The 23,193-nt window shown below is 72.4% G+C and carries 18 protein-coding genes, 3 tRNA genes and 1 pseudogene; 10 read left to right on the top strand and 12 right to left on the bottom strand.

Annotated features, from left to right (window positions below):
* Positions 1 to 19: 19 nt before the first annotated feature.
* Together SCATT_RS14045 and SCATT_RS14040 are read right to left on the bottom strand one after the other, a co-directional pair.
* Entirely contained in the window at positions 20 to 3,856 is a 3,837-nt protein-coding gene (locus SCATT_RS14045; RefSeq protein WP_014143729.1) for a response regulator, read from the bottom strand.
* 285 nt (positions 3,857 to 4,141) lie between these two features.
* The gene (locus SCATT_RS14040; protein WP_014143728.1) at positions 4,142 to 4,843 is read right to left on the bottom strand and encodes an SSI family serine proteinase inhibitor; all 702 of its coding nucleotides are present in this window, start codon (positions 4,841 to 4,843) and stop codon (positions 4,142 to 4,144) included.
* A gap of 218 nt (positions 4,844 to 5,061) precedes the next feature.
* Here SCATT_RS14040 and SCATT_RS14035 point away from each other — a divergent pair.
* Positions 5,062 to 5,151, top strand: a tRNA-Ser gene (locus SCATT_RS14035).
* 371 nt (positions 5,152 to 5,522) lie between these two features.
* Positions 5,523 to 5,595: transfer RNA gene (locus SCATT_RS14030), tRNA-Arg, on the top strand.
* Positions 5,596 to 5,722: 127 nt separating this feature from the next.
* On the opposite strand, the pseudogene SCATT_RS38995 reads toward SCATT_RS14030, so the two are convergent.
* Positions 5,723 to 5,863 (bottom strand): annotated as a pseudogene (locus SCATT_RS38995) (hypothetical protein); the annotation flags it as partial.
* Positions 5,864 to 6,011: 148 nt separating this feature from the next.
* Positions 6,012 to 6,800: a GntR family transcriptional regulator gene (locus SCATT_RS14020; protein WP_014143726.1), complete on the bottom strand. Its 789-nt coding sequence runs from the start codon at positions 6,798 to 6,800 to the stop codon at positions 6,012 to 6,014.
* A gap of 87 nt (positions 6,801 to 6,887) precedes the next feature.
* Here SCATT_RS14020 and SCATT_RS14015 point away from each other — a divergent pair, with 87 nt between their 5' ends.
* From SCATT_RS14015 to SCATT_RS14005, 3 genes are read left to right on the top strand one after another with little or no spacing between them, the layout of a single operon-like run.
* Positions 6,888 to 7,319, top strand: coding sequence for an NUDIX hydrolase (locus SCATT_RS14015; RefSeq protein WP_014143725.1), 432 nt, complete (start codon positions 6,888 to 6,890; stop codon positions 7,317 to 7,319).
* Between the two features lie 46 nt (positions 7,320 to 7,365).
* A complete protein-coding gene (locus tag SCATT_RS14010; RefSeq protein WP_041824725.1) occupies positions 7,366 to 7,788 on the top strand; it encodes an ATP-binding protein in 423 nt (140 codons plus the stop codon).
* A complete protein-coding gene (locus SCATT_RS14005; RefSeq protein WP_014143723.1) occupies positions 7,782 to 8,180 on the top strand; it encodes a hypothetical protein in 399 nt (132 codons plus the stop codon). The genes SCATT_RS14010 and SCATT_RS14005 overlap by 7 nt, the downstream gene beginning before the upstream one ends.
* Before the next feature lie 549 nt (positions 8,181 to 8,729).
* Here the strand turns inward: SCATT_RS14005 and SCATT_RS14000 are convergent.
* Entirely contained in the window at positions 8,730 to 9,500 is a 771-nt protein-coding gene (locus SCATT_RS14000) for an IS5/IS1182 family transposase (protein ID WP_014626964.1), read from the bottom strand.
* Positions 9,501 to 10,051: 551 nt separating this feature from the next.
* Between SCATT_RS14000 and SCATT_RS13995 the strand changes: the two genes are divergently transcribed.
* A tRNA-Met gene (locus SCATT_RS13995) sits at positions 10,052 to 10,128 on the top strand.
* A 113-nt stretch (positions 10,129 to 10,241) separates the two neighbouring features.
* On the opposite strand, the gene SCATT_RS13990 is transcribed toward SCATT_RS13995, so the two are convergent.
* Positions 10,242 to 10,904 (bottom strand): TetR/AcrR family transcriptional regulator, encoded by a 663-nt coding sequence (locus tag SCATT_RS13990; protein ID WP_014143722.1) that lies wholly within the window; start codon positions 10,902 to 10,904, stop codon positions 10,242 to 10,244.
* A gap of 103 nt (positions 10,905 to 11,007) precedes the next feature.
* On the opposite strand from SCATT_RS13990, the gene SCATT_RS13985 reads away from it, so the two are divergent.
* Positions 11,008 to 11,790 (top strand): alpha/beta fold hydrolase, encoded by a 783-nt coding sequence (locus SCATT_RS13985; protein WP_014143721.1) that lies wholly within the window; start codon positions 11,008 to 11,010, stop codon positions 11,788 to 11,790.
* A 427-nt stretch (positions 11,791 to 12,217) separates the two neighbouring features.
* On the opposite strand, the gene SCATT_RS13980 is transcribed toward SCATT_RS13985, so the two are convergent.
* Complete coding sequence (locus SCATT_RS13980) at positions 12,218 to 13,081, bottom strand: LLM class F420-dependent oxidoreductase (protein WP_014143720.1); 864 nt, start codon at positions 13,079 to 13,081, stop codon at positions 12,218 to 12,220.
* A gap of 244 nt (positions 13,082 to 13,325) precedes the next feature.
* Here SCATT_RS13980 and SCATT_RS13975 point away from each other — a divergent pair, with 244 nt between their 5' ends.
* The 3 genes from SCATT_RS13975 to SCATT_RS13965 all read left to right on the top strand — a co-directional run bounded on the left by SCATT_RS13975 (position 13,326) and on the right by SCATT_RS13965 (position 17,430).
* Positions 13,326 to 14,078 (top strand): response regulator transcription factor, encoded by a 753-nt coding sequence (locus SCATT_RS13975; protein ID WP_014143719.1) that lies wholly within the window; start codon positions 13,326 to 13,328, stop codon positions 14,076 to 14,078.
* 244 nt (positions 14,079 to 14,322) lie between these two features.
* Positions 14,323 to 15,852 (top strand): MFS transporter, encoded by a 1,530-nt coding sequence (locus tag SCATT_RS13970; RefSeq protein WP_014143718.1) that lies wholly within the window; start codon positions 14,323 to 14,325, stop codon positions 15,850 to 15,852.
* An 819-nt stretch (positions 15,853 to 16,671) separates the two neighbouring features.
* Positions 16,672 to 17,430, top strand: a complete 759-nt coding sequence (locus SCATT_RS13965; protein WP_014143717.1) for a TetR/AcrR family transcriptional regulator — start codon at positions 16,672 to 16,674, stop codon at positions 17,428 to 17,430.
* A gap of 32 nt (positions 17,431 to 17,462) precedes the next feature.
* On the opposite strand, the gene SCATT_RS13960 is transcribed toward SCATT_RS13965, so the two are convergent.
* The 5 genes from SCATT_RS13960 to SCATT_RS13940 form a co-directional block, all read right to left on the bottom strand.
* Positions 17,463 to 17,939 carry a MarR family winged helix-turn-helix transcriptional regulator gene (locus tag SCATT_RS13960; protein ID WP_014143716.1) on the bottom strand — a complete coding sequence of 159 codons (477 nt, stop codon included), beginning with the start codon at positions 17,937 to 17,939 and terminating at the stop codon, positions 17,463 to 17,465.
* A gap of 102 nt (positions 17,940 to 18,041) precedes the next feature.
* A complete protein-coding gene (locus SCATT_RS13955) occupies positions 18,042 to 18,509 on the bottom strand; it encodes a PPOX class F420-dependent oxidoreductase (RefSeq protein ID WP_014143715.1) in 468 nt (155 codons plus the stop codon).
* Positions 18,510 to 18,942: 433 nt separating this feature from the next.
* Positions 18,943 to 19,800 carry a YceI family protein gene (locus SCATT_RS13950; RefSeq protein WP_014143714.1) on the bottom strand — a complete coding sequence of 286 codons (858 nt, stop codon included), beginning with the start codon at positions 19,798 to 19,800 and terminating at the stop codon, positions 18,943 to 18,945.
* A gap of 138 nt (positions 19,801 to 19,938) precedes the next feature.
* Entirely contained in the window at positions 19,939 to 22,485 is a 2,547-nt protein-coding gene (locus tag SCATT_RS13945) for an MFS transporter (RefSeq protein WP_014143713.1), read from the bottom strand.
* A 128-nt stretch (positions 22,486 to 22,613) separates the two neighbouring features.
* Positions 22,614 to 23,084, bottom strand: a complete 471-nt coding sequence (locus tag SCATT_RS13940; protein WP_014143712.1) for a MarR family winged helix-turn-helix transcriptional regulator — start codon at positions 23,082 to 23,084, stop codon at positions 22,614 to 22,616.
* Positions 23,085 to 23,193: the final 109 nt, after the last annotated feature.

The raw sequence follows: 23,193 nt of genomic DNA, 5'->3' as shown, positions 1-23,193 counted from the left end.
GCGCCCGCGCCGTCCCGGCTCAGCCGTCCGTACCGATCTTGCTCAGCAGATCCACGATGCGCCCCTGCACCTCGCCGCTGGTCGAGCGCTCGGCCAGGAAGAGCACGGTCTCACCGGTGCCGAGGCGGGGCAGTTCGGCGGCGTCGATGTCGACCGAGGTGTACACCACCAGCGGGGTACGGGTGAGCAGGCCGTTGGAACGCAGCCAGTCCACGATCCCGACCCGACGCCGCCTGATCAGCATCAGATCCATCACGACCAGGTTCGGTCGGATCTGGGCGGCGATGGTCGCCGCGTCGCCTTCCGACGCCGCGTGCGCCACCTGCATGCCGCGCCGTTCCAGCGTCGCCGTGAACGCCGCGGCGATGTCCTGGTGGCTCTCGACCAGCAGGACGCGCGGCGGATGCTGCTCGCTGTCGCGCGGGGCGAGCGCCTTGAGCAGGACGGCCGGGTCGGCCCCGTACGCCGCCTCCCGGGTGGCCTGGCCGAGCCCCGCGGTGACCAGCACCGGGACCTCCGCCGCCACCGCCGCCGCCCGCAACGACTGCAACGCGGTACGGGTGATCGGCCCGGTCAGCGGGTCGACGAAGAGCGCCGCCGGGTACTCGGCGACCTGCGCGTCCACCTCCTCCCGGGACCGCACGGTCACCGGGCGGTAGCCGCGGTCGGTCAGCGCCTGCCGGGTGGAGACGTCGGGTTCGGGCCAGACCAGCAGTCGGCGCGGGGCGATCGGCGTCGGCGGGGCCCCCTCGTCGTCCCCGTCCGCGTCGGCCGCCGGGGCCGTCCGCACCTCCACCGCGCCGCCCGGGCCGTCGAGCATCTCGGGCCCCTCGGCGCCGTCCGCCGGGGCACCGATGGCGAACGCCTGCCCCTGACCCTCGCTGTCGCTCGTCTGGAACGCCGGGTTGGAGCCGGGAACGGGTTCGGCGGCGCCGACCTGGTCCACGGAGCCCTCGGTCGGGTGGGGGCGTGCGCCGGGAGCATGCTCCGGCGCGGGTTGCGGATCGGTGGACGCCGAATGCCTCCGGCGCCGTCCGGAACCGGCCGCGGGCTGCTGCGCGGGCAACGGCACCGCCTGGCCGGCCCTCGGCGGCTCGCTCTGCCCCGGCAGCGGATGGGTGAAGGCCACGCCCTGGCCGAGCGTGCGCACGCTGATGCCGTGGCCGTCGCTGCCGGTCGCGGGGGCGTTGGTGGTGGGTGCGCCGGTCGCGGGTGCGCCGGGGTCGGGCGTGCCGGAGTTAGGGCGCGCGGAGGTGCCGTGCGCCGGGGTGGTGTGCGCGGGCGTGCCCTGGGCCGGGGTGCCGTGCTGCGCCGGAATGCCGTGCGCCGGCGTGCCCGCCGGTACGTCGTGGCCCGGGGTGTCGTGCCCCGCCGCCGGTTCGCCCGGAGCACGGCGCGCGCCCGGTACGCCGTGGCGGGCCTGGCCGGGACCGGTCACCGCTGCACCGCCACCGGCCGGGTAACCGGCGCCGGGCGGCAGCGCGACCGGACCGTTGCCCTCCGGCTGCCCGGCGGGCTTCTTCGCACGCCGACCGGACGGCGTGGGCTGCGCGGGCACCGTGGCGGGAAGCCCCGGCCCGCCCTGCGCCGACACCGGCCCGGGGCCCCCGGCGCCTCGTCCGCCCCGCCCCTGGCCCTGCGGCGGGACCGGTGCCATCCCCGTGGCGGGCCCGGGCACCGGACCATGGCCCGGCCAGGCGGCGTCGGCCGGCGGCTCACCGGCGGTCGCGCCGCCCGGCGGCAAGGCGTGGGCGGACGGACGCGCGGTCAACTCCGGCTGGTCGCCCGGCGCCGGGTGGCCGCCCGGCGTGGCGGGAGCCGTCGCGCGCGCCCCCTGCTGTCCATCGGCGAGCGCCCGGCGCGCCCGGCGGCCACTCGGCGGCCGGACGGCGCTCTGCGGCGCCTCCTCGGGCACGTCCTCGTCCGCACGCCGTAGCGCGCGCCGGCGCCCGGTCGGCTGCTCCGCCCCCGGCACGCCGGACGCCCCGGCGACACCGCCGTTCCCCGGACCGCCCGCGGCCGCCGCCCCGGAAGGCCCGGCCGGCAACGCGATCGCGGACCCGGCCGGCGTACCCGGCGCCGCCCCGCCACCGGCCGCACCACCGTCACCGTCAGCCGTCTCGGAACCCTCGCCGACCGGTCGCCGGCGCGGACGCGACGGCCGGACGCCACCGGCCCGCGCGCCGTCGGCGCCCGTACCGGACGCCCCGCCGGGCCCCGTCGGCGTACCGGCACCGGCAGCGCCTCCGGCGCCCGCGCCCGGCGCACCGGCCGACGCGCCTGCCGGACCGCGCGTCCCACGCGCCGGCTCGGCGGGCATCGGCATCACTGTGGTCTCCGACTCGCGGTTGCGCGCCCCCTCGCCGTCCGCCGTGGCGCCGCCCGGACCGCCGCCCGCATCGTCGCCGGTCTCCCCGACCGGCACCTCGAGCACGTAGGCGCTGCCCTGACCGGGGACCTCGTGGGTCTGGAGCACACCGCCGTGGCGCTCCACGATCCCGCGCGTGATGGGCACATGGACGGGGCTGCCGCCGCTGTGCGGTCCGCGCACCTCGATCCGTACGACGTCGCCGCGCCGGGCCGCGGCCACCACGATGGTGGAGTCCCCGCCGCCGGCCACGACCGCGGTGCGCCCGGTGGCGTCCACCCCGGCCACGTCGGCGATCAGATGGGAGAGCGCCTGGGCGAGGCGCACGGCGTCGACCACGGCTTCCACCGGGGGCGCGTGCACGGCGAACTGCGCCCTCCCCGGCCCGATCAGCTCCACCGCGCCCTCGACGCCCGCCGCGACCACCTTGTCCAGCCCGGTCGGCCGCCGGTCCAGCTTCTCCTTGCCCGAGTCGAGCTGCTGGAACGCCAGCACGTTGTCGATCAACGTGGTCATCCGGGCGTACCCGGCGGCCAGATGGTGCAGCGTCTGGTTGGCCTCCGGCCACAGCTGACCGGCCGGATCGTCGGCGAGCGCGCCGAGCTCGGCCCGCAGTTCCTCCAGCGGACCGCGCAACGAGGCGTCCAGCACGGCGCGTAGTTGCGTATGGCGCGCGACCAGCGCGTCGAAGGGCGTGCGATCGGTGAACGTCATCACCGCGCCCACCAGTTGATCGGCCTCCCGCACCGGGGCCGTGGTCAGATCCACCGGCACCGCGCGCTTGTCCTTGGTCCACAGCACCTGTCCGCGCACCCGGTGCTTGCGCCCCGAACGCAGCGTGTCGGCCAGCGGCGTCTCCTCGTACGGCAACGGCGTGCCGTCGGCGCGCGAGTGGTGGATCAGCGGATGGAGCTCCTGCCCGCCGAGGTCGCTGGCGCGGAACCCGAGTATCTGCGCGGCCGACGGGTTGACCAGGACGACCTTGCCCTCGGTGTCCACGCCGACCACGCCCTCGCTGGCGGCCCGCAGGATCATCTCGGTCTGCCGCTGCTGACGGGCGAGTTCGGCCTCGGTGTCCATGGTGCCGGTCAGGTCGCGCACCACGAGCATCAGCAGCTCGTCCCCGGTGTACGGGTGGTACGGATCGGCGTACGGGGTACGGCCGTCCTCCAGGTTGGCGCTGGTCACCTCGACCGGGAACTCGGTGCCGTCGGTGCGCCGCGCCACCATCCGGGTCGGCTTCGTCCGCCCGTCGTCACCCGTGTCGGGGCGGCGCATCGAACCGGGGATGCGGCGTGAGTCGAAGGACGGGAGCAGGTCGAGCAGCCCCCGTCCGACCAGCGCCGTACCGGGCGCCTCGAACGTCTCCAGCGCTATGGCGTTGGCGTTGACCACCGTGCCGTTGGCGTTGACCAGCAGCAGCGCGTCGGGGAGGGCGTCGAGTATTGCCGCGAGGCGAGCAGCGCCTCGGGATGGCCTGCTGCTCACGAGACGCGTCCTCCCTGGTACCGCACTTGCTGATCCCGCTCCGTGCTCCGGCGGCCGGTCGCCGCTTCAGCTCGCCCGGCGATCCCACCCGGCTATCGCCGGCGGCCCATCTTGCCGTTCCCCCCGTGGCATGTCACTACAGGAGTGTACGGGGCGCCCAGGGCGCCCCGATGGCGGATGAGGGAGAGGGCGAGGGGATGCCGGGAAGGTTTCGTGATCGCGGGTGACGGCCGGGGTTGACGGGCGGAACGACTGCTTCCGGGGACGGCTGGGCAGGTCGGCCGGTCAGTCGCCGAAGGGCCAGTCGGAGTCGTGCACCTGGTCGTGATCGCGGTCGTCGTCGGGCCGGTGGACGGTGGCGGTGTGTTCCGGAACGGCGGACGGGACGGCCGCGGCCTGCCCCGGGACGCCGGACGGCTCCATGACGCCGGGCATGGGCAGCGGGTCCGGACGGCGTACCGCCCGACGGGAGCCGGGGGCGGGTTCCGCCGGGTCGGCTTCCGCCTGGCCGGCGGTGTCGGGCGCGGGGGCCGCGTGCCGTCCGGCGGCGTTCTGGTGCGGCAGGACCGGCTCCATCAGCCGCCACCGGTCGATCTCGCAGCCGTTCCTGCGGCTGAAGTTCTCGTGGACATCCACGCCGCGCCAGCGCCCGTCCACCCAGGCCCGCTGCGGGCCGCCGTAGAGCATCGAGCAGACGGTGCCGTGCGGCACGGGCCCGACGGGACCGTGCAACTCGTCCAGCCGGGCGCAGGCCGCCCCGGGATCGGGGTACGAACCACCCGAGGGATGGCACAGCAGCACCCGGCGCATGATCCCGCCGTGGCCGTTGTCGTAGGTGACGAAGAGCCGGTCGGGCCAGGTGTGGGCGGCGGCGCGGGCCGGGGCGCCGAGCCCCAGGCAGAGCCCGAGCACGGCGATGACCAGGGACGCGGCGGAGCGGAACGTCGACCGGCGGCTGTTGACCGCCGGCATCGGGATGCGGGCCACGGTGCACCTCCTGGGTGCGTGACGAAGAGGGACGGGGCCTCCCTTATCTCCGACACCGTCCGTGTCCCGCCGAATTCATCTGATCGTGGGCATGTCGGTCGATACCCCGCTAAGCCTTTGCTCTCCAGGCCACCGGGCTTGTACCGTAGTCTGCGATTGGTAACAGCACTCGCGGTTGTGCCATCATCTGCACACGCCCCGCCCGCGCGGGACGTGCTGGAGGCTTCGCCTAGTCTGGTCTATGGCGCCGCACTGCTAATGCGGTTTGGGTTAACCGCCCATCCCGGGTTCAAATCCCGGAGCCTCCGCTTCCGAGCAGCCCCGTCCGTGTTCACGGACGGGGCTGCTTTGTCGTTGGCGTGACCGCCGAGGGGGCCGGGGAGACCGGGGCGGCGAGGCGTCGCGAGGCGAGGCGGGGCGGCGGGCCGCGTCCGCCGGACGCGGCCCGCCGCGGACGGATCGGCAGCGGGTCGGTTGCGGGCCGGCTGGGACCGACGATCTTGCTCCCGCGAAACACCTCCCGAAGCCGCCGCCCCCGCCGCGCCCCCTCCCCCAAGTCCGACAGGCGTGCCCCTTTGCCCGCTTACGCCATGCTTTGCGATATGGATTTCGCGTCCCGGCCCAGGTCATGTAATGTTGTTCCCGCAACGCCGACCGGCCAAAAAAACCGGGAAGCCAAGCACTCGTAGCTCAACGGATAGAGCATCTGACTACGGATCAGAAGGTTGCAGGTTCGAATCCTGCCGAGTGCACAGCAGGAAGAAGCCCCCTCCGGGTAGACCGGGAGGGGGCTTCTTCGTGTGGTGCGACAGCCCGGCTCTGCCGCTGATCGCGGCGAGGGGTTCGTCCACCTCCAGGAGCGTTGCCAGTTCGGACACCTCAAGCCGCCTCGGCGGTGGCCGGGTACACGGCCGGGGCGACGTCGGCGGCGCGGAAGGCGATGCCGTGCCGCTGCTGCCCGTCGCACGTGGACTCCCACGAGCGGGCGACCAGACCGGGCAGCGACACCGGCGCGGCCAAGCGATGAGTAGTCGTCCATGTAAGTGACAGTCGGCGTCCCGGATGGGAACCCGGAATGCCGCAGGAGATAGGTACTCGTCTATGCGAGTTGGCGTGTCGGCGTGTACGAGTTCGGAGGAACCGGCCATGGTCATGCCATCCGGCCTGGTCAGGTGGCGGGGAGCTGGTAGGCGAGGACGTAGGCGTCGGCGGCCATGACGGTGTCGCAGACCTCGACGGCGCGTCCTTCGGTGTCGTACGCGGTGCGGATCAGGTGGATGACAGGGACGCCGGCGGCCAGGCGGAGCGTGCGGACCTCGTGCGGGGAGGGCATGCGGGCGCGGATCTCTTCATCGAAGTGGTCCAGGCGGTGGCCGAGTTCTTCGAGGCGGGCGTAGATACCGCCGGGGCCCGGGTTGGGCTGCGCGATGGGGGTGTCGCGGGCGAGGTCGAGCGGGAGGTAGGAGACGGCGTACTCGACGGGGCGCCCGTCGAGCAGGTAGCGGCGCCGCCGGGCCAGCACGCGGCGGGGCCCGCCGAGGCGTGCGGCGATGTCCTGGGTGGGGCGTTCCTCCTTGACCTCCAGGCCGTCCACCTCGGGACGCGAGCCCGCGGCTTCGGCCTCGACCGTGAACGCGGACTTGCCCTGTTCGCGGTGGCGCCGGGCGAACCGGTCCGAGGCCAGGCGCCGCACCGGGGGCCGTGGCCGGACGAAGACGCCCTTGCCGTGCTCGGAGACCACCAGGCCCTCACCCTGGAGGACGGAGAAGGAGTTGCGCACGGTCATCCGGGAGACCCCGTAGTGCTCGACCAGCTCCGATTCCGAGGGCAGCTTGTCGCCCTCCTTGAAGCGGCCCTTGTCGATCGCCTCGCGCAACTGGTCGGCGATCTGCCGGAACACCGCGCGGTCACTGGTCGGATCCAGTGCGCCGAGAACGCTGGCGGACGCTGCTGCCATCTCCTGCACTCCTTTAGGTGTCTAGACGAGCGGTCGGCCTGGCTTGCTACCGTGGGAGAGCCTAGCCAGCCGAGGGGACGTACGAACGTGAGCACTGAGCGCCCGCACTCCGTCAGCGTCGCCGGGGTCATCGTCGACGACCGGGGCCGGGCCCTGCTGATCCAGCGCCGGGACAACGGCCGGTGGGAACCGCCCGGCGGCGTCCTCGAACCCGGCGAGACGATCCCGGACGCCCTCCAGCGTGAAGTCCTGGAGGAGACCGGCATCAAGATCGCCACCCCGGCGGTGTTGACCGGCGTCTACAAGAACATGACCGGCCTGATCATCGCCCTCGTCTTCCGCTGCGAGGCGATCGACGGCACCCCGACCACCGGCGCCGAGACCCGCGCCCTGCGCTGGGCCACCCGCGAAGAAGTCACCGACCTCGCCGACGAGGCGTACGCGATCCGCGTCCTGGACGCCCTCGACGCCGCCACCCCGCCGGCCATCCGCGCCCACGACGGCGTCAAACTCGTCTAGCCCGTAACCCCTACCCATGGCGGCCTACCAGCGCAAAGAAACTTGTATGCACGAGTATACGAGCAGGGTGAAGGTGTGGGGACTCACTTGCCCAAGTTCACCGGAAGAAGTGGCCCGCGCCCGCCGCTGGACCCGCGACATCCTGCGCGACACGCCCTGCGTCGACGACGCCGCGCTCATCGTGAGTGAGCTGGGCGCCAACGCGTTGCGGCACACGGCCAGCGGGGGAGCGAACGGAGCCTTCCACGTGGCCTTGGCCCTGTCGGGGCGGGTGCTCGCGATCTCGGTGCTGGACGCCGGAGGCGTGAAGGAGACCCCCACGATCCGGCAACCCGGGCCCGGCGCCGAGGACGGCCGGGGCCTGACGATGGTCTCCGCCCTGGCCACCCTGGTCGAGATCCACGGCGACCACCGGGGCCGCACCGTCACCGCCACGATGACGATCCCCTCCGGCGACCCGTCATGCTGACCCCGAAGAAGTCCCCGGCCACCCCGGGCTACTGGTGCGAATGCTGGACCCAGAGCCCCTCAACCGGAGACCTCCCGGTCCTGCTGGCCTCCTTCGACGCCGCGACCGCGACTCAGGCCGTCCGTTGGATCCGCGTCGCGGTCCGCACGATCGCCTCCGCCCTCACCCCGGACGAGTTCGACCGCGTCTGGCACTGGCTGGCCGGTGGCTACCTGACCGAATTGCAGGAGCTGGTCCGCACGAACCCGTGCACCTTCGAAGTCCACCACGAGGACACGCACATCCAGTGGACGGCCAGGCCGGTGCTGTTCTTGGCGTTGGCCCACCGAGAGGCGGCCAAGCTGCCGCCGTGCGCCGACCAGTTCACCGTGCGCCGCCCGAGCAGTGAGTAACAACCTTCTCTACGGGTTCAAGGCGCCGCGCAAGCGCGGCGCGCGGCGCTCGCCCGTGCCGCGCGCCGCCGCTCCTGTCTCCGCCCCGCTCCGGCGCGCGTCCCGGTCGGCGCCGCACAGTGGCAGCAGGCTATGACCCAGTAGAGGTCAGAACATGCCTCCGGCGGGGGCGCTCCGGCTCCGGGATGGCGGCCTGGCGGGCAACTGCCGGTCGTTTGTGGCTGAGGAGGGGCTGCCATCCCGCCTGCCGTCGTCCCAGGCAAAGCCGAGCAGCCTTGGCCCCGGGTGTCCAGGTCGTTCGTACAGTGGCGCGCTCCACCTGGACACCCGGGGCCAAGCCCGCTCCACTGCGTGTGGGACGACGGCAGACGGGATGGCAGCGGGGACCGCTGTGGTTCCTGCCGGAACAGAGCGGCGTGCTCGACCGGACTATCTGAGACAAGCAGGCCACGCCGGGATGTGAGGTATGCCACGCTTAGGTGTTCATCCAACCTAAGGGCTGTCCCGTAAATGATCTCTGACGGGTCTGGTGGCCTGCTGGTTTCTGCGTCACCCGGCAAGGACGAGGTTGTGCAGGCGGGCGATGCCGAGCATGGCGTGCTGGACGCCGTCGCCCTTCAGCCGGCAGTCGCGAAGGATCTTCCAGCCCTTCATCCGGGCGAAGACGTGCTCTACACGGGCGCGGACTTTGCGGTGGGAGGCGTTGTGCTCCTCCTTCCATTCCGGGAGTTCGGTCTGGCCCTTCTCGCGGCGGTGCGGGATGACCAGGCCGGTGCCCCGGTAGCCGCCATCTGCGATGACCGTGGTCTTGCCGACGGCGTCTTTCGCGCCGGACAGCTCCCACGCCTTGCAGTCGTTGCGGTTGCCTGCGACTGGTCGGCCGACCGCGACGACGAGCCGGGTGTCGGCGTCGATGACGACCTGGTGGTTGGTGGAGTACCGGTAGTTCTTGGACTGCTCGGCGATGGTGTGGTCACGGGTGGGAACGAGGGTGCCGTCCACGATGAGCACGGTGTCCTTGCGGAACCGCTTGCGCTGCTGGAGCGCGAGCGCGGGCCCGAGGTGGTCGATGATGCGGTCGGCCGCCGACTTGGACACCCCGAACAGCGGGGCCAGTTGGCGCAGGGTCAGGTTCGTCCGCCAGTACGCGGCGATCAGGAGCACGCGGTCCTCCAGCGGCAGGCTCCATGGCCGACCCTTGCGCACCGGGTCCACACCCTCACGCCGGAGCGCGGTGATCAGCTTGCCGAACTGGCGCGGGCTCAGCCCAGTGAACGGGGCTATCCAGGAGGGCTCAGACGCCGTGATCACACCAGACACAGCCAGATCATCTCACCCGTGACCAGCAGTTACGGGACAGCCCTTAGGGGGCGCCTTGGCGAAACGTAGAACGGTTAGAACCGGACGACCGTGTGTGACCTCAGCGATGGGGGCGAATTGGGCCGAGGACGTTATGGCATTACCAGGTCCGGACTACCGACCTGAGCCGCGGAAGAAGCGCAAGAAGCGCAAGAAGCGTCGGCGGTGAGGCCGTGCTGCAAGCGGTTCTGACAGCGTGCGGTACAGCAGTGAAGTACAGCAACCGTGTCGGTCTGCAACGACCGAGGCCAACCGGCGAAGGCCGAATCGAGACCAGAACAACCGCAAACAACCGACCTTGTTTGAGCTACGGATCAGAAGGTTGCAGGTTCGAATCCTGCCGAGTGCACAGCAGGAAGAAGCCCCCTCCGGGTAGACCGGGAGGGGGCTTCTTCGCGTGGTGCGGGAGTTGTGGACGGTGGGCGGACGAGGGGCGGGGCGCGGGTCGGCGTGGGGGCCGGCGGTGGGTGGGGGCGGGGTGGGCGTCGGATGGCGTAGGATGGAGGAACCGACGCGGGGTGGAGCAGCTCGGTAGCTCGCTGGGCTCATAACCCAGAGGTCGCAGGTTCAAATCCTGTCCCCGCTACCACGTGATCACAGGCCCGGTGCTCTCAGCACCGGGCTTGTGGCGTTTCTCCGTGCCCGCGCGCCGACGGCGGGCCGCGGGAACGTCCGGCCGGGCCGGAACCCCGCGTACCGCCGTCAGGCCGAAGCTGTATGCGCCGGCTCGGGCCAGGCGCGCATCGCCAGCTCCGCCATCGCCTCCAGCTCGGTGCGGGAGGCGCCGTCGCGGGCCTGCGTGGACATGCCCTGGAAGACGGCGGCGAAGTAGGCGCCGAGCGCGTCGGCGTCCGTGTCGGGGGGCAGCTCGCCGGTGTGTATGCCGGACGCGATGCGGTCGCGCATGGATTGTTTGCCGGCCTCGCGTATGTCGCGCAGATGGGCCTCGACGTCGGACGACTCCGGGCCGCAGTTGACCGCGGCGGAGACGATCAGGCAGCCGCCGGGGTGCGAGTCGTCGGTGAACTCGACGGCGGCCTCCCGCAGCATCCGGTGGATGGCGCCACGCGCGGTCGGTTCCTCGTGGAGGGCGCGGGGTGTGAAGGCACCGTGGGTCTCCTGGTAGCGCTCGACGGCTTCCTCGAACAGGCTGCGCTTGTCCCCGAACGCGGCGTACAGGCTGGGCGGGTTTATGCCCATCGCCTTGGTCAGGTTCGAGACGGACGTCGCCTCGTAACCGTACTCCCAGAAGAGGGTCAGGGCGCGCTCCAGCGCCGTCTCCCGGTCGAAGCCCCGGGGGCGCCCCTTCGGTCTGCCCTTGGCCCCGCCCTTCGGCTGGGGGTTCTGCCGCTCCGTCGCAACCATGGAAAACATTCTATAGCGGTCGCTAGGAGTTGTGCTACGGTCTTTCTGTAGCGATCGATAGCGGGTTGCCGGTGATGCCGCGCGCCCGGGGGAGGGGTGTGTGATGCGTCTTGCGGTCAACGGGGACGAACTGGTCGAGTACGACGTGACCGGGAGCGGTCGTGGCCTGGTTCTGGTGCACGGCACGGGCGGGGACGCCGAGACCAACTACGGGCATCTGGTCGACCGGTTCGCCGCACGGCACACGGTGATCCGGCCCAACTACTCCGGCGCCGGCGGCACGAAGGACTCCGGTGGGCCGCTCACCCCGGAACGGCTCGCCGGGCAGGTGGCAGCCGCGGTACGGGACGCCGAGGACGACGGGCCGGTGGACGTCGTGGGCTTCTCGCTGGGGGCGGCCGTCGCCGCGACGCTGGCCGCGCTCCGTCCGGAACTGGTGCGCCGGCTCGTCCTGGTCGCCGGCTGGGCGGTCAGCGGTCCGCGTCAGCGGCTCGCCTTCGACCTGTGGCGCCGCCTCTGGCACACCGACCGCGACCTCTTCCACCGCTTCGTGCAACTTGAAGGGTGGTCCCCGGCGTGGCTCGACGCGGCCGGCGACGAGGAGATCGCCAAGCTGGTCGCCCAGGCCGGCTTCGGGGAAGGCACGTTGCGACAGATCGACCTGGACGTACGCCTGGACATAAGCCCGTTCCTGCCGCGCGTCACCGCATCGACCCTGGTCATAGGCGCCACCCGGGACCAGATCGTCCCGGTCACCGCGACGCGCGAACTGCACGAGGCGATAGTCGGCAGCCGCTACGAGGAGCTGGACAGCGGTCACCTCGTGATCGTGGAACGTGCCGATGAACTCACGGAGCTGGTGGCCGAATTCCTGAACGAGGAGTAACGGCCGACGGCAGGCGTACCGGCCCCCGCCCGCTCTCCCGCCTGCCTTCGACGGCCACCGCGCCGGTCCGGTGGTGGTCACCGGTTCGCCGCTCGCATCACCGTCCGCGTCGCGGCCGACAAGGCGGACGCGGGTCCGGCCCACCCCGCGAGCCGGACACCACCAGGCCTCCGGCACCCGCGGGCTCGACCGTCCGCGACCGGCCTCCGTCAGGCACCGCACGCCTCCAGACGACCACGACCCACCCAGCCTTCGCCCGAGGGGCAACACGTCCCCAAGGGAGTCAGCTGACTGCAAGCCCAGCCACCTGGACACGGCGGCCTGCGCGTTCCGGGCGTTCCGGCTCACCACGGAACGGTCAGGCGACTTCCGCCGGCACCGCGGCCGGGGTGCCCGCACCGAAAGGGCTTGTTGTCAGCGGCGGCGTTCAGCGGGTGAGTTCCAGCGCTTCGGCCAGGCGACGCCATTCGGGGCGGGTGAGGCCGGGGCCGGAGGGCTGGTCGACGACCTGGAGGGCGAGGTGGTCGGCGCCGGCGGCGAGGAACTCCTCGGTGCGCTTGCGGACCGTTTCCGGGGTGCCCCAGGCGAAGAGCGCGTCGATGAGGCGGTCGCTGCCGCCGTCGGGGAAGTCGTCCTCGGTGAAGCCGAGACGCAGGAAGTTGGAGGTGTAGTTGGAGAGTCCGAGGTAGCGGGAGAGGTAGCCGCGGGCGATGGTGCGGGCGCGGTCGGGATCGGATTCCAGGACGACCTTCAGCTCGGGGGCGAGCAGCGGTCCGTCACCGAGGGTGGCGCGGGCCTGGGCCACGTATTCGGGGGTGACGAGGTAGGGGTGGGCGCCGGCGGCGCGGTCCCGGGAGAGCTTGAGCATCTTGGGGCCGAGGGCGGCGAGGACCCGTTCGGCGGCGGGCACCGGGGGCTGGGCGGTGTCGAGTGCGTCGAGGTAGGAGACCGTCGCCGAGTAGGGGCGCTGGTACGCGGCGTCGATCTGGGAGTGGCCGGCGCCCAGGCCGAGGAGGAAGCGGCCGGGGTGGGCCGCGGTGAGCGAGGTGTGGCGGGCGGCGACGTCGGCGGCGTCGTGGTGCCAGATGTTGAGGATGCCGGTGGCCACGGTGATGGAGGAGGTGGCCTCGACGATCGGTACGGCGTCGGAGACGTCGCTGCTGCCGCCGATCCACAGGGCGGAGTAGCCGAGTTCTTCCAACTCCTGGGCGGCTTCGACGACTTCGGCGCGTTGGGCGGGGTCGCTGCCGCGCAGGGCGGCGTTCCAGATTCCGTACTGACCGAGAGGCATCGGGAGGCTCCTGTTCGGCGGAGGTGCCGCGGTCCGCCGGGCGGGTGGTGTCCCGGTGGGCGGGGGCGGGTGTCCGCGTTCGTGTACTGGATCGGCTGTCGGCGACAACCGGTGCCGGCTCGTCGTCTATTCCATGGTGCGGCGGGGCGGGGAGGCAGGTTCTGGCGAAGGGATGGGCAACTTCTCAGAAAACTCACAGATTCGGGAAAGACTGCTCTCAGCGGGGCGGCGCAAGGTGATGGGCATGCCTGCCCTTTCCACTCCCTCGCCGCGGGGGCGCGCCGAGCTCAAGCGCTCGGACGGGTCTCCGGTCCGTGTGCTCGTCGTCGATCACGAGGCCGCGCTGGTCGATCTGCTGTCCATGACCCTGCGATACGAGGGGTGGGAGGTGCGTGCCGAGGGGACCGGGGCCGCCGCGCTGAGTGCGGCGCGGGACTTCCGGCCGGACGCGGTCGTGCTCGACATGGTGCTCCCTGACTGCGACGGGCTGGAGATGCTGTCGCGGTTGCGGCGGGACATCCCGGACGTGCCGGTGCTCTTCCTGACCGCCAAGGACGCGGTGGAGGACAGGGTGGCCGGGCTGACGGCGGGCGGGGACGACTACGTCACCAAGCCGTTCAGTCTGGAGGAGGTGGTGGCCCGGCTGCGCGGGCTGATGCGGCGTTCCGGCGTGGCGGCGGACCGGGCGGAGTCGTTGCTGGTCGTCGGCGACCTCACGCTGGACGAGGACAGCCACGAGGTGACCCGCGGCGGCGACTCCATCCACCTGACCGCGACCGAGTTCGAGCTGCTGAGGTATCTGATGCGCAACCCGCGTCGGGTGCTCAGCAAGGCGCAGATCCTCGACCGGGTGTGGTCGTACGACTTCGGCGGCCAGGCGAACGTGGTGGAGCTGTACATCTCGTACCTGCGGCGCAAGATAGACGCGGGGCGGGCGCCGATGATCCATACGCGGCGCGGTGCGGGATATCTGATCAAGGCCGCCGAGACCGGCTGAGGCCCGTCGGCCCCGCTCGGCGACCGTACGCGTGTACGTACGGACGTACGCCTCGCGGCGGCCGGCCCCCTGAACTCCGGCCACCGCTCACCCATCCCGGCGGTGGCCGGATCCTTTTGGGTGACCCTGGCGGTCCACGACAATTCGCTTGTACGCCGTAGAGGACGCACCATACGTTGTACAGGACCTGGTCCCGTCCGTGCCGGGGAGGGGTCCGTTCCCGTATGCCGTCCAAGGAGCGCATGTGGTGCCGCATCCGCGCCGGTGGCTGGTCCTCGGCGTGGTCTGTCTCGCCCAGCTCACCGTGTTGCTCGACAACACCGTGGTGAACGTGGCGATACCGAGCCTGAACAAGGAGATGGGGGCGAGCACCGCAGACATACAGTGGATGGTCAACGCGTATTCGCTGGTGCAGTCGGGGTTGCTGCTGACCGTGGGGAGCGCCGCGGACCGTTACGGGCGCAAGCGGGCGCTCATGGCCGGGCTGGGTGTCTTCGGTGTGGGCTCGTTGCTGGCCTCGCAGGCGCAGAGTCCGGGGCAGTTGATCGCGGCGCGGGCCGGGATGGGCGTGGGCGGCGCGTTGCTGATGACCACCACGCTCGCGGTTGTCGTGCAGGTCTTCGACGAGGAGGAACGGGTCCGGGCGATCGGGGTGTGGGCGACGGTCGCCACCGCCGGGTTCGCGGCCGGTCCGCTGATCGGCGGGGTGTTGCTGACCCGTTTCTGGTGGGGGTCGATCTTCCTGGTCAACGTGCCCGTGGCGGCGGTGGCGCTGGTCGCGGTGGCCCGGCTGGTCCCCGAGTCGAAGAACCCGGTCGGACGGCGGCCGGACCTGATCGGGGCGCTGCTGTCCACGATCGGCATGGTCGGAGTGGTCTACGCGATCATCGCCGGGCCGGGTCATGGCTGGGGCTTCGGCCACGTCGTGGTGCCCGCGGTCGTCGGGGTGGTCGCGTTGGGCGGCTTCGTGCTGTGGGAGCGCACGGTGGCGTACCCGATGCTCGACATGGGGTTCTTCCGCGACCGGCGGTTCGTCGGCGCGGTGGCCGGCGGGGTGCTGGTCGCCTTCGGCATGGGAGGGTCGTTCTTCCTGCTCACCCAGCACTTGCAGTTCGTGCTGGGGTACGGGCCGTTGCGCGCCGGGTTGTGCACCGCGCCGCTGGCGGTCGTCATCGCGGGGCTCAACCTGCTAGGCGCCGGGGCGTGGTTGCTGCGGCGGATCGGCACCCCGTCGATCGTGCTGCTCGGCATGGGGCTGCTGGCCGCGGGCCTGGCGCTGGTCGCGGTGGTGGGCGGGTACGGGTACGGGCCGATGGTGGCCGGGCTGGTGCTCATGGGCGCCGGGATCGCGTTGGCCTCGCCGGCCATGGGGGCGGCGCTGATGGGGGCGATTCCGCCGCAGCGGGCCGGGATCGCGGCCGGCGTCAACGGCACGCTGACGGAGTTCGGCAGCGGGTTGGGGATCGCGGTGCTCGGGGCGGTGCTGGGGGCGCGGTTCGCCGCGCTGCTGCCGCGTTCGGTCACCGGTACGTCGTTGCCCGCCGCCCTCGCCGCGGCGCACGGCCCCGGCGAACGCGCCCAGGTGACCCACGCGTTCGCCTCCGGCGTCAGCACCAGCCAACTGATCGGCGCGCTGGCCGTGTTCGCCGGTGGCCTGGTCTCCGCCGCCCTCCTGCGCCGGGCCGACCGGCACGACCGCTCCGCCACGGCCGGCCCCGGCGACGAGGACCGTCCGGACGGCGGAACGGCGCCTGTGGCGGAGTCCGCCGTCTAGCGCCGCCGGCGCGCGCGACGCGCCAGGCGCCCGCGTGGCGCGTTCCCTCGTGTGTCGTGCTCCGCGCGCCCCGCCCGTGCCAACGTGCCAACGTGTCGGCGGTGGCGTCGTTCGCGCTCCCCGTGCGTTGGCCAGGGACGACGCGAGTGCCTGTCCCTCGCGGGAGCGTCGGGTCGCCCTGGGCGTGTCGCCGCCTGGTCCCGGCGTTCGCCGCGTGTTGTCCCGGTGCCCGCGCCGTCCGGGCTGCCCGGGCGTTGGCCAGGGATGAAGCGAGCGCTCGCTCCTCGCGGGAGTTCCGGGGCGCTTCGGCACCCCTGGCACGCTGTCGGTGTCCCGCGCAGCGTGTCCAGGTTGTCCGCGCTGCCCACGCGCATTGGCCACCGGCTGTGCGAGCGCTCGCTCCTCGCGGCAGTGCCGGGTCGCCCTGGACCTCTCCCGCCCCAGGGTCGGCACCGCCGCGTCATGTCCCGGTGTCCGCATCCCTCTGCGCTCCCCGCACTGGCCACCAACGACGCCAACGTCCGCCCCCGGCGGGAGCACCAGCCCGCACCGGAACGGGCTCCCGCGACAGCGTTCGGCGCACTCTCGCGCCGTCCGCGCTCCCTGGCGTCACCGCCACGGGCTCCGCGCCCCCCCCGCGCGCCACGTTCCGGTGTTCGCGCTGCCCCGCGCGGGAGCGCCGGGCCGATGCCAGAGCGCCCTCCCGCCAGGCGCCGCGCGCCCCCCGGCGCCCGGGGGCACCCTCCGGCCCGCACACCGTGCCCTTCGGGCACGGCCTAGCATCGTCGGGGTACCGTCCGCCTCATTCCAGGAGTCCGCATGTCCGCTGGTCCACGCGCGATCGATCCGCAGGCCAGTGTGTGGATGAAGCGGCGGCCGGGGGAGCGGCGGCGGCAGGGGGCGGGGGAGTCGGCGGGGCTGGACCGGGGGCGGATCGTCCGGGCGGCCATCGGGTTGCTGGACGCGGACGGGCTGGGGAAGTTCTCCATGCGCCGGCTCGCCGCCGAGCTGGGGGTGACCCCGATGTCGGTGTACTGGTATGTCGACAACAAGGACGACCTGCTGGAGGTCGCGCTCGACGAGGTCCAGGCGGAGATACCGCTGCCGGATCCGGAGTCGGGCGACTGGCAGGCGGGGGTACGGGAACTGGCCTCCGGTTACCGGTCGATGCTGCGCACCCATCCGTGGGCGGTGCGCCTGCTCGGGGAGTACCTCAACATCGGGCCGCGGGCGGTGGCGCTCTCCACCGCCGCGTACCGCGTCATGGGCCACAGCGGGCTGCCGGCGGAGCAGGTGGCCGGGGCGCTGTCCACCGTCTTCCAGTTCGCGTACGGTTCCGGTACCTCCGAGGCGCGCTGGGCGGAGCGGTGCCGGGCGGCCGGGGTCGGCGAGGAGGACTACTACAACGAGGTGCTGGCCCTGTTGCGGGACCGCGAGGACTTCGCGCGGCTCGCCGAGGTCTCCGACGTCGGCTCGCGGGTGACGGTCGCCGAGGCCCGGGACCGCGAGTTCGCGTTCGCCCTGGACTGCCTGGTGGCCGGCATCGAGGCGATGCGCGACCGTTCGTCGGCCGACTGAACGCGCCGTCGCCCTTCGCGGGGCCCGTGCGCTCAGTGGAACTCCGCGTTCCCGCCCACGTTCTCGATCATCCTGCGCAGTACCTTCACCGTGGTGACGTAGTCCTCGTCCGGGATGCCGGCGTGGATGCGGGCACGGTTCTCCTGGACGAGGAGTTGGACGCGGTCGCGCAGGGCGGCGCCGGAGTCGGTGAGGGTGAGGCGGCCGGTGGTGTCGCGGACGAGGAGCGCGCGTTCGACCAGCTCGGCGACGGCGGGTTCGACGCTGGGGGCGTCCACGTAGGGGCGGATGCGCCGCATCAGTTCGACCAGTTCGCCGGTGGTGAGCCCGTCCGTGGCCCGCCCCACCTGGAACAGCGCCCACCAGTGCCGCTGGGCGATCCCGAACTCCCCCATCCGGGCGTTGATGTAGCTGATGACGGCGTCGTTGGCCGCCCTGGTCCAGTAGCCCACGGGCTGGGCGGCCAGTTCGGCGTCGGTGAAGCCGGGGGCGGTGTCGTCGCGGGCCATGGCCGGGCGTCCTTCCGTGTCGTGGCCGCCGTGATCGCCGACCGTACGCAGGACGCTAGGACCTCAACCGGACTTCAGGTCAAGGGTCAACGTGCCGCCGCCTCAAGCCTGTTGGGCGGAGGCCGGGAAGCCGCCCGTCGCCACCGGACCCCAACTGCGCGGGTTCACCCGGATCAGCGACTTGCCCTGCCGGAGCATGGCGGTCCGGTACTCGTCCCAGTCGGGGTGTTCGCCGGCGATCGCCCGGTAGTACTCGACGAGCGGTTCCACCGACTCGGGCGCGTCGACCACCTCGGCCTCCCCGTCGACCTGCACCCACGGGCCGTTCCAGTCGTCGGAGAGCACGATCACGCTGACCCGGGGGTCCCGCCGGACGTTGCGGACCTTGGCGCGTTCCGGGTACGTGGCGACGACCAGCCGGCCGTCCCCGTCCACCCCGCAGGAGACGGGGGAGCCCTGGGGGCGTCCGTCCGTACGGGTGGTCAGCAGCAGGGCGCGGTGCCGGGGGCGGAGGAAGTCCAGCAACGCGTCGAGGTCGACGGTGGTGTTGGTCGCGATTCGAGGTGCCATGCCGCCACCGTACGCCCCGCCGTGCTCCCCGGCGCCCGGCGGACAACTCGCGCCCCCGCCCCGGCGGGTGGCCCGACGGATCACCGCCCCGTCCCGGCCGGCGGCCCCTGCCTCTCGACGGCCTGCCGGACCGGGCGCCCCGGCGCCCCTGGCGGACCGCGCACGCCCCGCGCCTCCGACGCGCCCCCACCGCGTGTCACGTCTGCCCCGCCCGGTGGGCCGGACCTCCCCTGCCGGCCCCGCATTCCGGCGATCGCGGCCCGCTCCGCCCGGCGGCCCTGTGGTCACGCCTCGCCCGGCGGCTGCCACGGCTCGAACGCCCCGCGCGTCACCGTACGCCTCCCGTCCCCATCCGATGAGCACCCACCACACACCAACGGCCGGGCCCCCTCCCAGGGGCCCGGCCGCTTCACGCACGGGGATTCCGTCCCGCTCAGCCCATCGGCAGTGACGAGCCCTGCACGGCCTGGATGTCCAGTTCGACGCGGAGGGTGGTGCCGATGGCGGCGATGCCGGCCTGGAGGACCTGGTTGTAGTTCATGGCGAAGTCCTCGCGCCGCAGTTCGGCGGTGGCGTGGAAGGCCGCCCGGGTGCCGCCCCAGGGGTCGGGGCCGGTGCCCAGGTAGGTCAGGTCGAGGTCGACCGGCCGGGTCAGCGCGTTCATGGTCAGCTCACCGGGGACCGTCCAGCGGTCCGGGCCGGCCGGGGTGACCGGACCGGTGCTGACGTAGGTGATCTCCGGGTGCACGTCGACGTTGAGGAAGTCGGGGGACTTCAGGTGGTCGTCGCGCATCTTGTTGCCGGTGTCGATGCTCGCGGCGCTGATCGCGGCGGAGACCCGGGAGTCCTCGATGTTCTCCGCGATCTCGATCTGCCCGCGGAACTCGGTGAAGTGGCCGCGCACGCTGGAGATGCCCAGGTGCTGGGCGACCGCGCCCACCGTGGAGTGCACCGGGTCGATGGTCCACGGCCCCGGCGGCGGCAGCTCCACGCCGCCCTGCCGGGCGAGGACCAGGTTGCCCAGGTCGGCCCGGCCGGAGGCGGGGACGATCGCGGTGGAGGCGGCCGGCTGGTAGCCGACGGCCGTGACGATCACCGTGTACGCGCCCTGCGGCAGCGGCTCGGTGCGCACCTGGCCCTCGTCGTCCGTGGTGGCCCGCAGTACCTGCTGGCCCGTCATGTCGGTGACGGTGAGCACGGCGTGCTGCACCGCCCAGCCGTCCTTGGTCCGTACCCGGGCCCGAAGACCGTTGTTGCCCGAGGTGGTGCCCTCACCCGTGTGAGTGGTCATAGCTGCTCCTGATCGTATGGTGCGGGCTCCGGCCGGACGGCCGTGGCCGTCCCCTGCCCGGCCGCCGGCCGGAACCCGTCTTCCCCCGAACTGGCCCGCGCCCCTCCGCTGGTGTGCGCGGGCCAGTCGCTTGCGGTCTCACTCGTCCGGGTGGCCGAGTTCCACATCGTGCCCGTCGGTGCCCCGCCCGTCCACGGAGAGCGAGGTGGCGACCGGCGGGTAACCGGCGGCGATGAGCGTGTAGTCGCCGGCGTCCAGGTCGGTGAAGGCGTACGAACCGTCCTCACCGGTGGTGGCGGTGCCCGCGACGTTGCCCGCCGCGTCGATCAGCGTGACCCGGGCGTCGGCCAGCGGACGGTGTTCCGCCCCGGCCCGCACCACGCCCTGGAGCTGGGCACCGGAGGCCAGCTCCACCTCGATCCGGGTGATCCCCTGGCCGTCCACCTCGACCGGCAGCGCCACCGGGCGGAACGCGGCGGCGTTGACGGCCACCGTGAAGCTGCCGGGGGTCAGCTCCTCGAAGCTGAAGGTGCCCGACTCGCCGGTCTTGGCGGTGGCCAGCACCTCGCCGCGGACGTCGGTGACGACGACCATGGCGTCGGCCACCGGCTGCCCGTCGGCCGCCGCGCGGACGGCACCGGCCAGCCCGCTGGTGCCGGCCAGCATCACGTCGTAGCCGAGCGGACCGTCGCCGACGACCACGGTGGACGCCTGCGGCTGGTGGCCGTCGGCCGCCGCGATCAGCACGTAGCTGCCCGGGCCGGGCGCCGCCAGGCTGTAGCCGCCGTCCGGTCCGACCAGGGCGCGGCCGAGCTGCCGGCCCTGGAGGGAGATCAGGGTCAAGGTCGCGGATCCGACCGCGGAGCCGTCGGCGCCGCGCACGAATCCGTGGATCATGCTGCCGTTCATGGGAACCTCCTCGCCGTACGGGCTCGTACCCGCGGTGGCGTACGCGGCGGCCGACTGCGCACCGGCAGCCGCACTGACCAGCTCCGGCTCCAGGGCCGGTTGGGAAATGGTGGCCGAAGCCCGCGCCGGGGCCGGCTCCGGGGTGCCCTCGGCGGCACCGGCGGCCTGCTGGAGGCCGGTGTTGGTGCGCAGCGGCACCTCCTTGATGAAGAGCACCAGCAGCAGCGCGACGAACGCGAACGGCGCCGCGTACAGGAAGACGTCACCGATGCCGTGCCCGTAGGCGCCCTCGACCACACCGCGCACCACGGCCGGGAGCTTCTTCAGGTCCGGGATGCCGGACTCGCCGCCACCGGAGGCGGGCACCGGGATGCCGAGGGCGGCGAAGCCGTCCTTGGTGTAGTGGGTGATGCGGGACGACAGGGCCGCGCCGAGCGCCGCGACGCCGATGGCACCGCCGAGCGTCCGGAAGAACGTCACCAGCGAGCTGGCCGAGCCCAGGTCCTTGGGGGCCACCTGGTTCTGCACCGCGAGCACCAGGTTCTGCATCATCAGGCCGACGCCGATGCCGATCAGCGCCATGTAGACGGCGACCTGCCAGTACGGGGTGTCCGAGCGCAGCATGCCGAGCAGCGCGGCGCCGCCGGTGAGGAAGACGCCACCGCCGATCAGGAACGCCTTCCAGCGGCCGGTACGGGTGATCACCTGTCCCGAGCCCATCGAGGCCAGGAAGAGGCCGGCGACCATGGGGATGGTCATCACACCCGACATGGTCGGGGTCTTGCCGCGGGAGAGCTGGAAGTACTGGCTGAGGAAGACGGTGCCGGAGTACATCGCGACGCCGACGAAGACGCTGGCCAGCGAGGTGATGCTGATCGTCTTGTTGCGGAACAGCCGCATCGGGATGATCGGTTCGGCGGCCTTGAACTCCACCAGGACGAAGATCGCCGCGAGCACCACGGCGCCCGGGACCATCACGGCGGTCTGCCACGACATCCAGTCGTACTTGTCCCCGGCCAGGGTGACCCAGACCATGATCAGGCAGACCGCGGCGGTGACGAAGAAGGCGCCGAGCCAGTCGACCTTCTTCTTGTTCCGCACCACCGGCAGGTGGATGGTCTTCTGGAGCACCACCAGCGCGATCAGCGCGAAGGGCACCACGACGTAGAAGCACCAGCGCCAGCCGAGCCAGCTGGTGTCGGTGATCACGCCGCCGATGAGCGGACCGCCGACGGTGGCCACCGCGAAGGTGGCGCCGAGGTAGCCGCTGTAACGGCCCCGCTCACGCGGCGAGATCATCGCCGCCATGATCACCTGGGAGAGCGCGGACAGACCGCCGGCGCCGACGCCCTGCACAACGCGGCAGGCGATGAGCATGCCCGCGTTCTGCGAGAAACCGGCCGCGACCGACGCCACGATGTAGAGCACGAGGGCTATCTGGACCAGGAGCTTCTTGCTCACCAGGTCCGACATCTTGCCCCACAGCGGGGTGGTCGCGGTGACCGCGAGCAGCGCCGCCGTGACGATCCAGGTGTAGGCGCTCTGGCCGCCGCCGATGTCGGCGAGGATGGTCGGCAGCGCGGTGGAGACGATCGTGGAGGAGAGCACCGCCACGAACATGCCGAGCATCAGCCCGGAGAGCGCCTCCAGGATCTGCCGGTGGGTCATCGGGGCCGGGGCACCGCCGTGGTGGTGGCCGTGCGTTCCGTGCTTGGGGTCGGCGGGCCCGTGCTTGGGGCCCGCCTTCCGCACACCGGGTGGTGTGGTCGTTGCCATCGTCTCCTTCTCCAGTCCGCGTCATGGCCGTGGCACCACGCCGTGCGGGCGGTGTGGTGCCGTGGACGCGCGTGCCGCCATGGGCCGTGACGCGTCGTGCCGTCCTGCTTCTTGCTTTCGGTGCCGCGTCAGCCGCCGGTGCGGGACGCGTTCGGGTGGGCCGCTCGTGGCCGGCAGTCCCCGAAGCTGGCGCGCAGCCGGGCCATGAGCGTGGCGAGCTGCGAGACGTCCTCGTCGGTCCAGTCCCGGAGGAAGTCGGCGAGCGCCTCGGCGATCCGGTCGGACGCCTCGCGCAGCGCCTGTTCACCGAGGGGCGTCAGCCGCAGCAGCCGTGATCTTTTGTCTTGTGGGTCGGGGTGGCGGTCGATCCACCCGCGGTCCGCGAGATAGGCGACGTGCCGGCTGGTCACCGACATGTCCACCCCCAGCCGCTCGGACAGCCGGCCCGTCCGCATCTCGCCGTACCGGGCGAGCAGGGTCAGGACCGCCACCGAGGCGGGTGGGCACTCCGGCGGCAACGCGCGGCCGAGCCCTCTGCTGACCGCGCTCAGTCCGCTGAAATGCCGTACCAGCTCCGCGCACTGCTCCTGCGTCGCCATGAACACTCCCAGCCAGGACTAGTTGCCTGAAGCAACTGTAAGCCTGGTTAGTTGCTACACGCAAATGAATCTTCGTACCGGGCGGTAAAGAGGGCGTAAAGGGCCGCGC

It is taken from the genome of Streptantibioticus cattleyicolor NRRL 8057 = DSM 46488 (genome assembly GCF_000240165.1).
GTDB lineage: Bacteria > Actinomycetota > Actinomycetes > Streptomycetales > Streptomycetaceae > Streptantibioticus > Streptantibioticus cattleyicolor.
The sequence above is the reverse complement of the archived record's forward strand: the minus strand, read 5'-3'. Positions and strand labels throughout refer to the sequence as shown.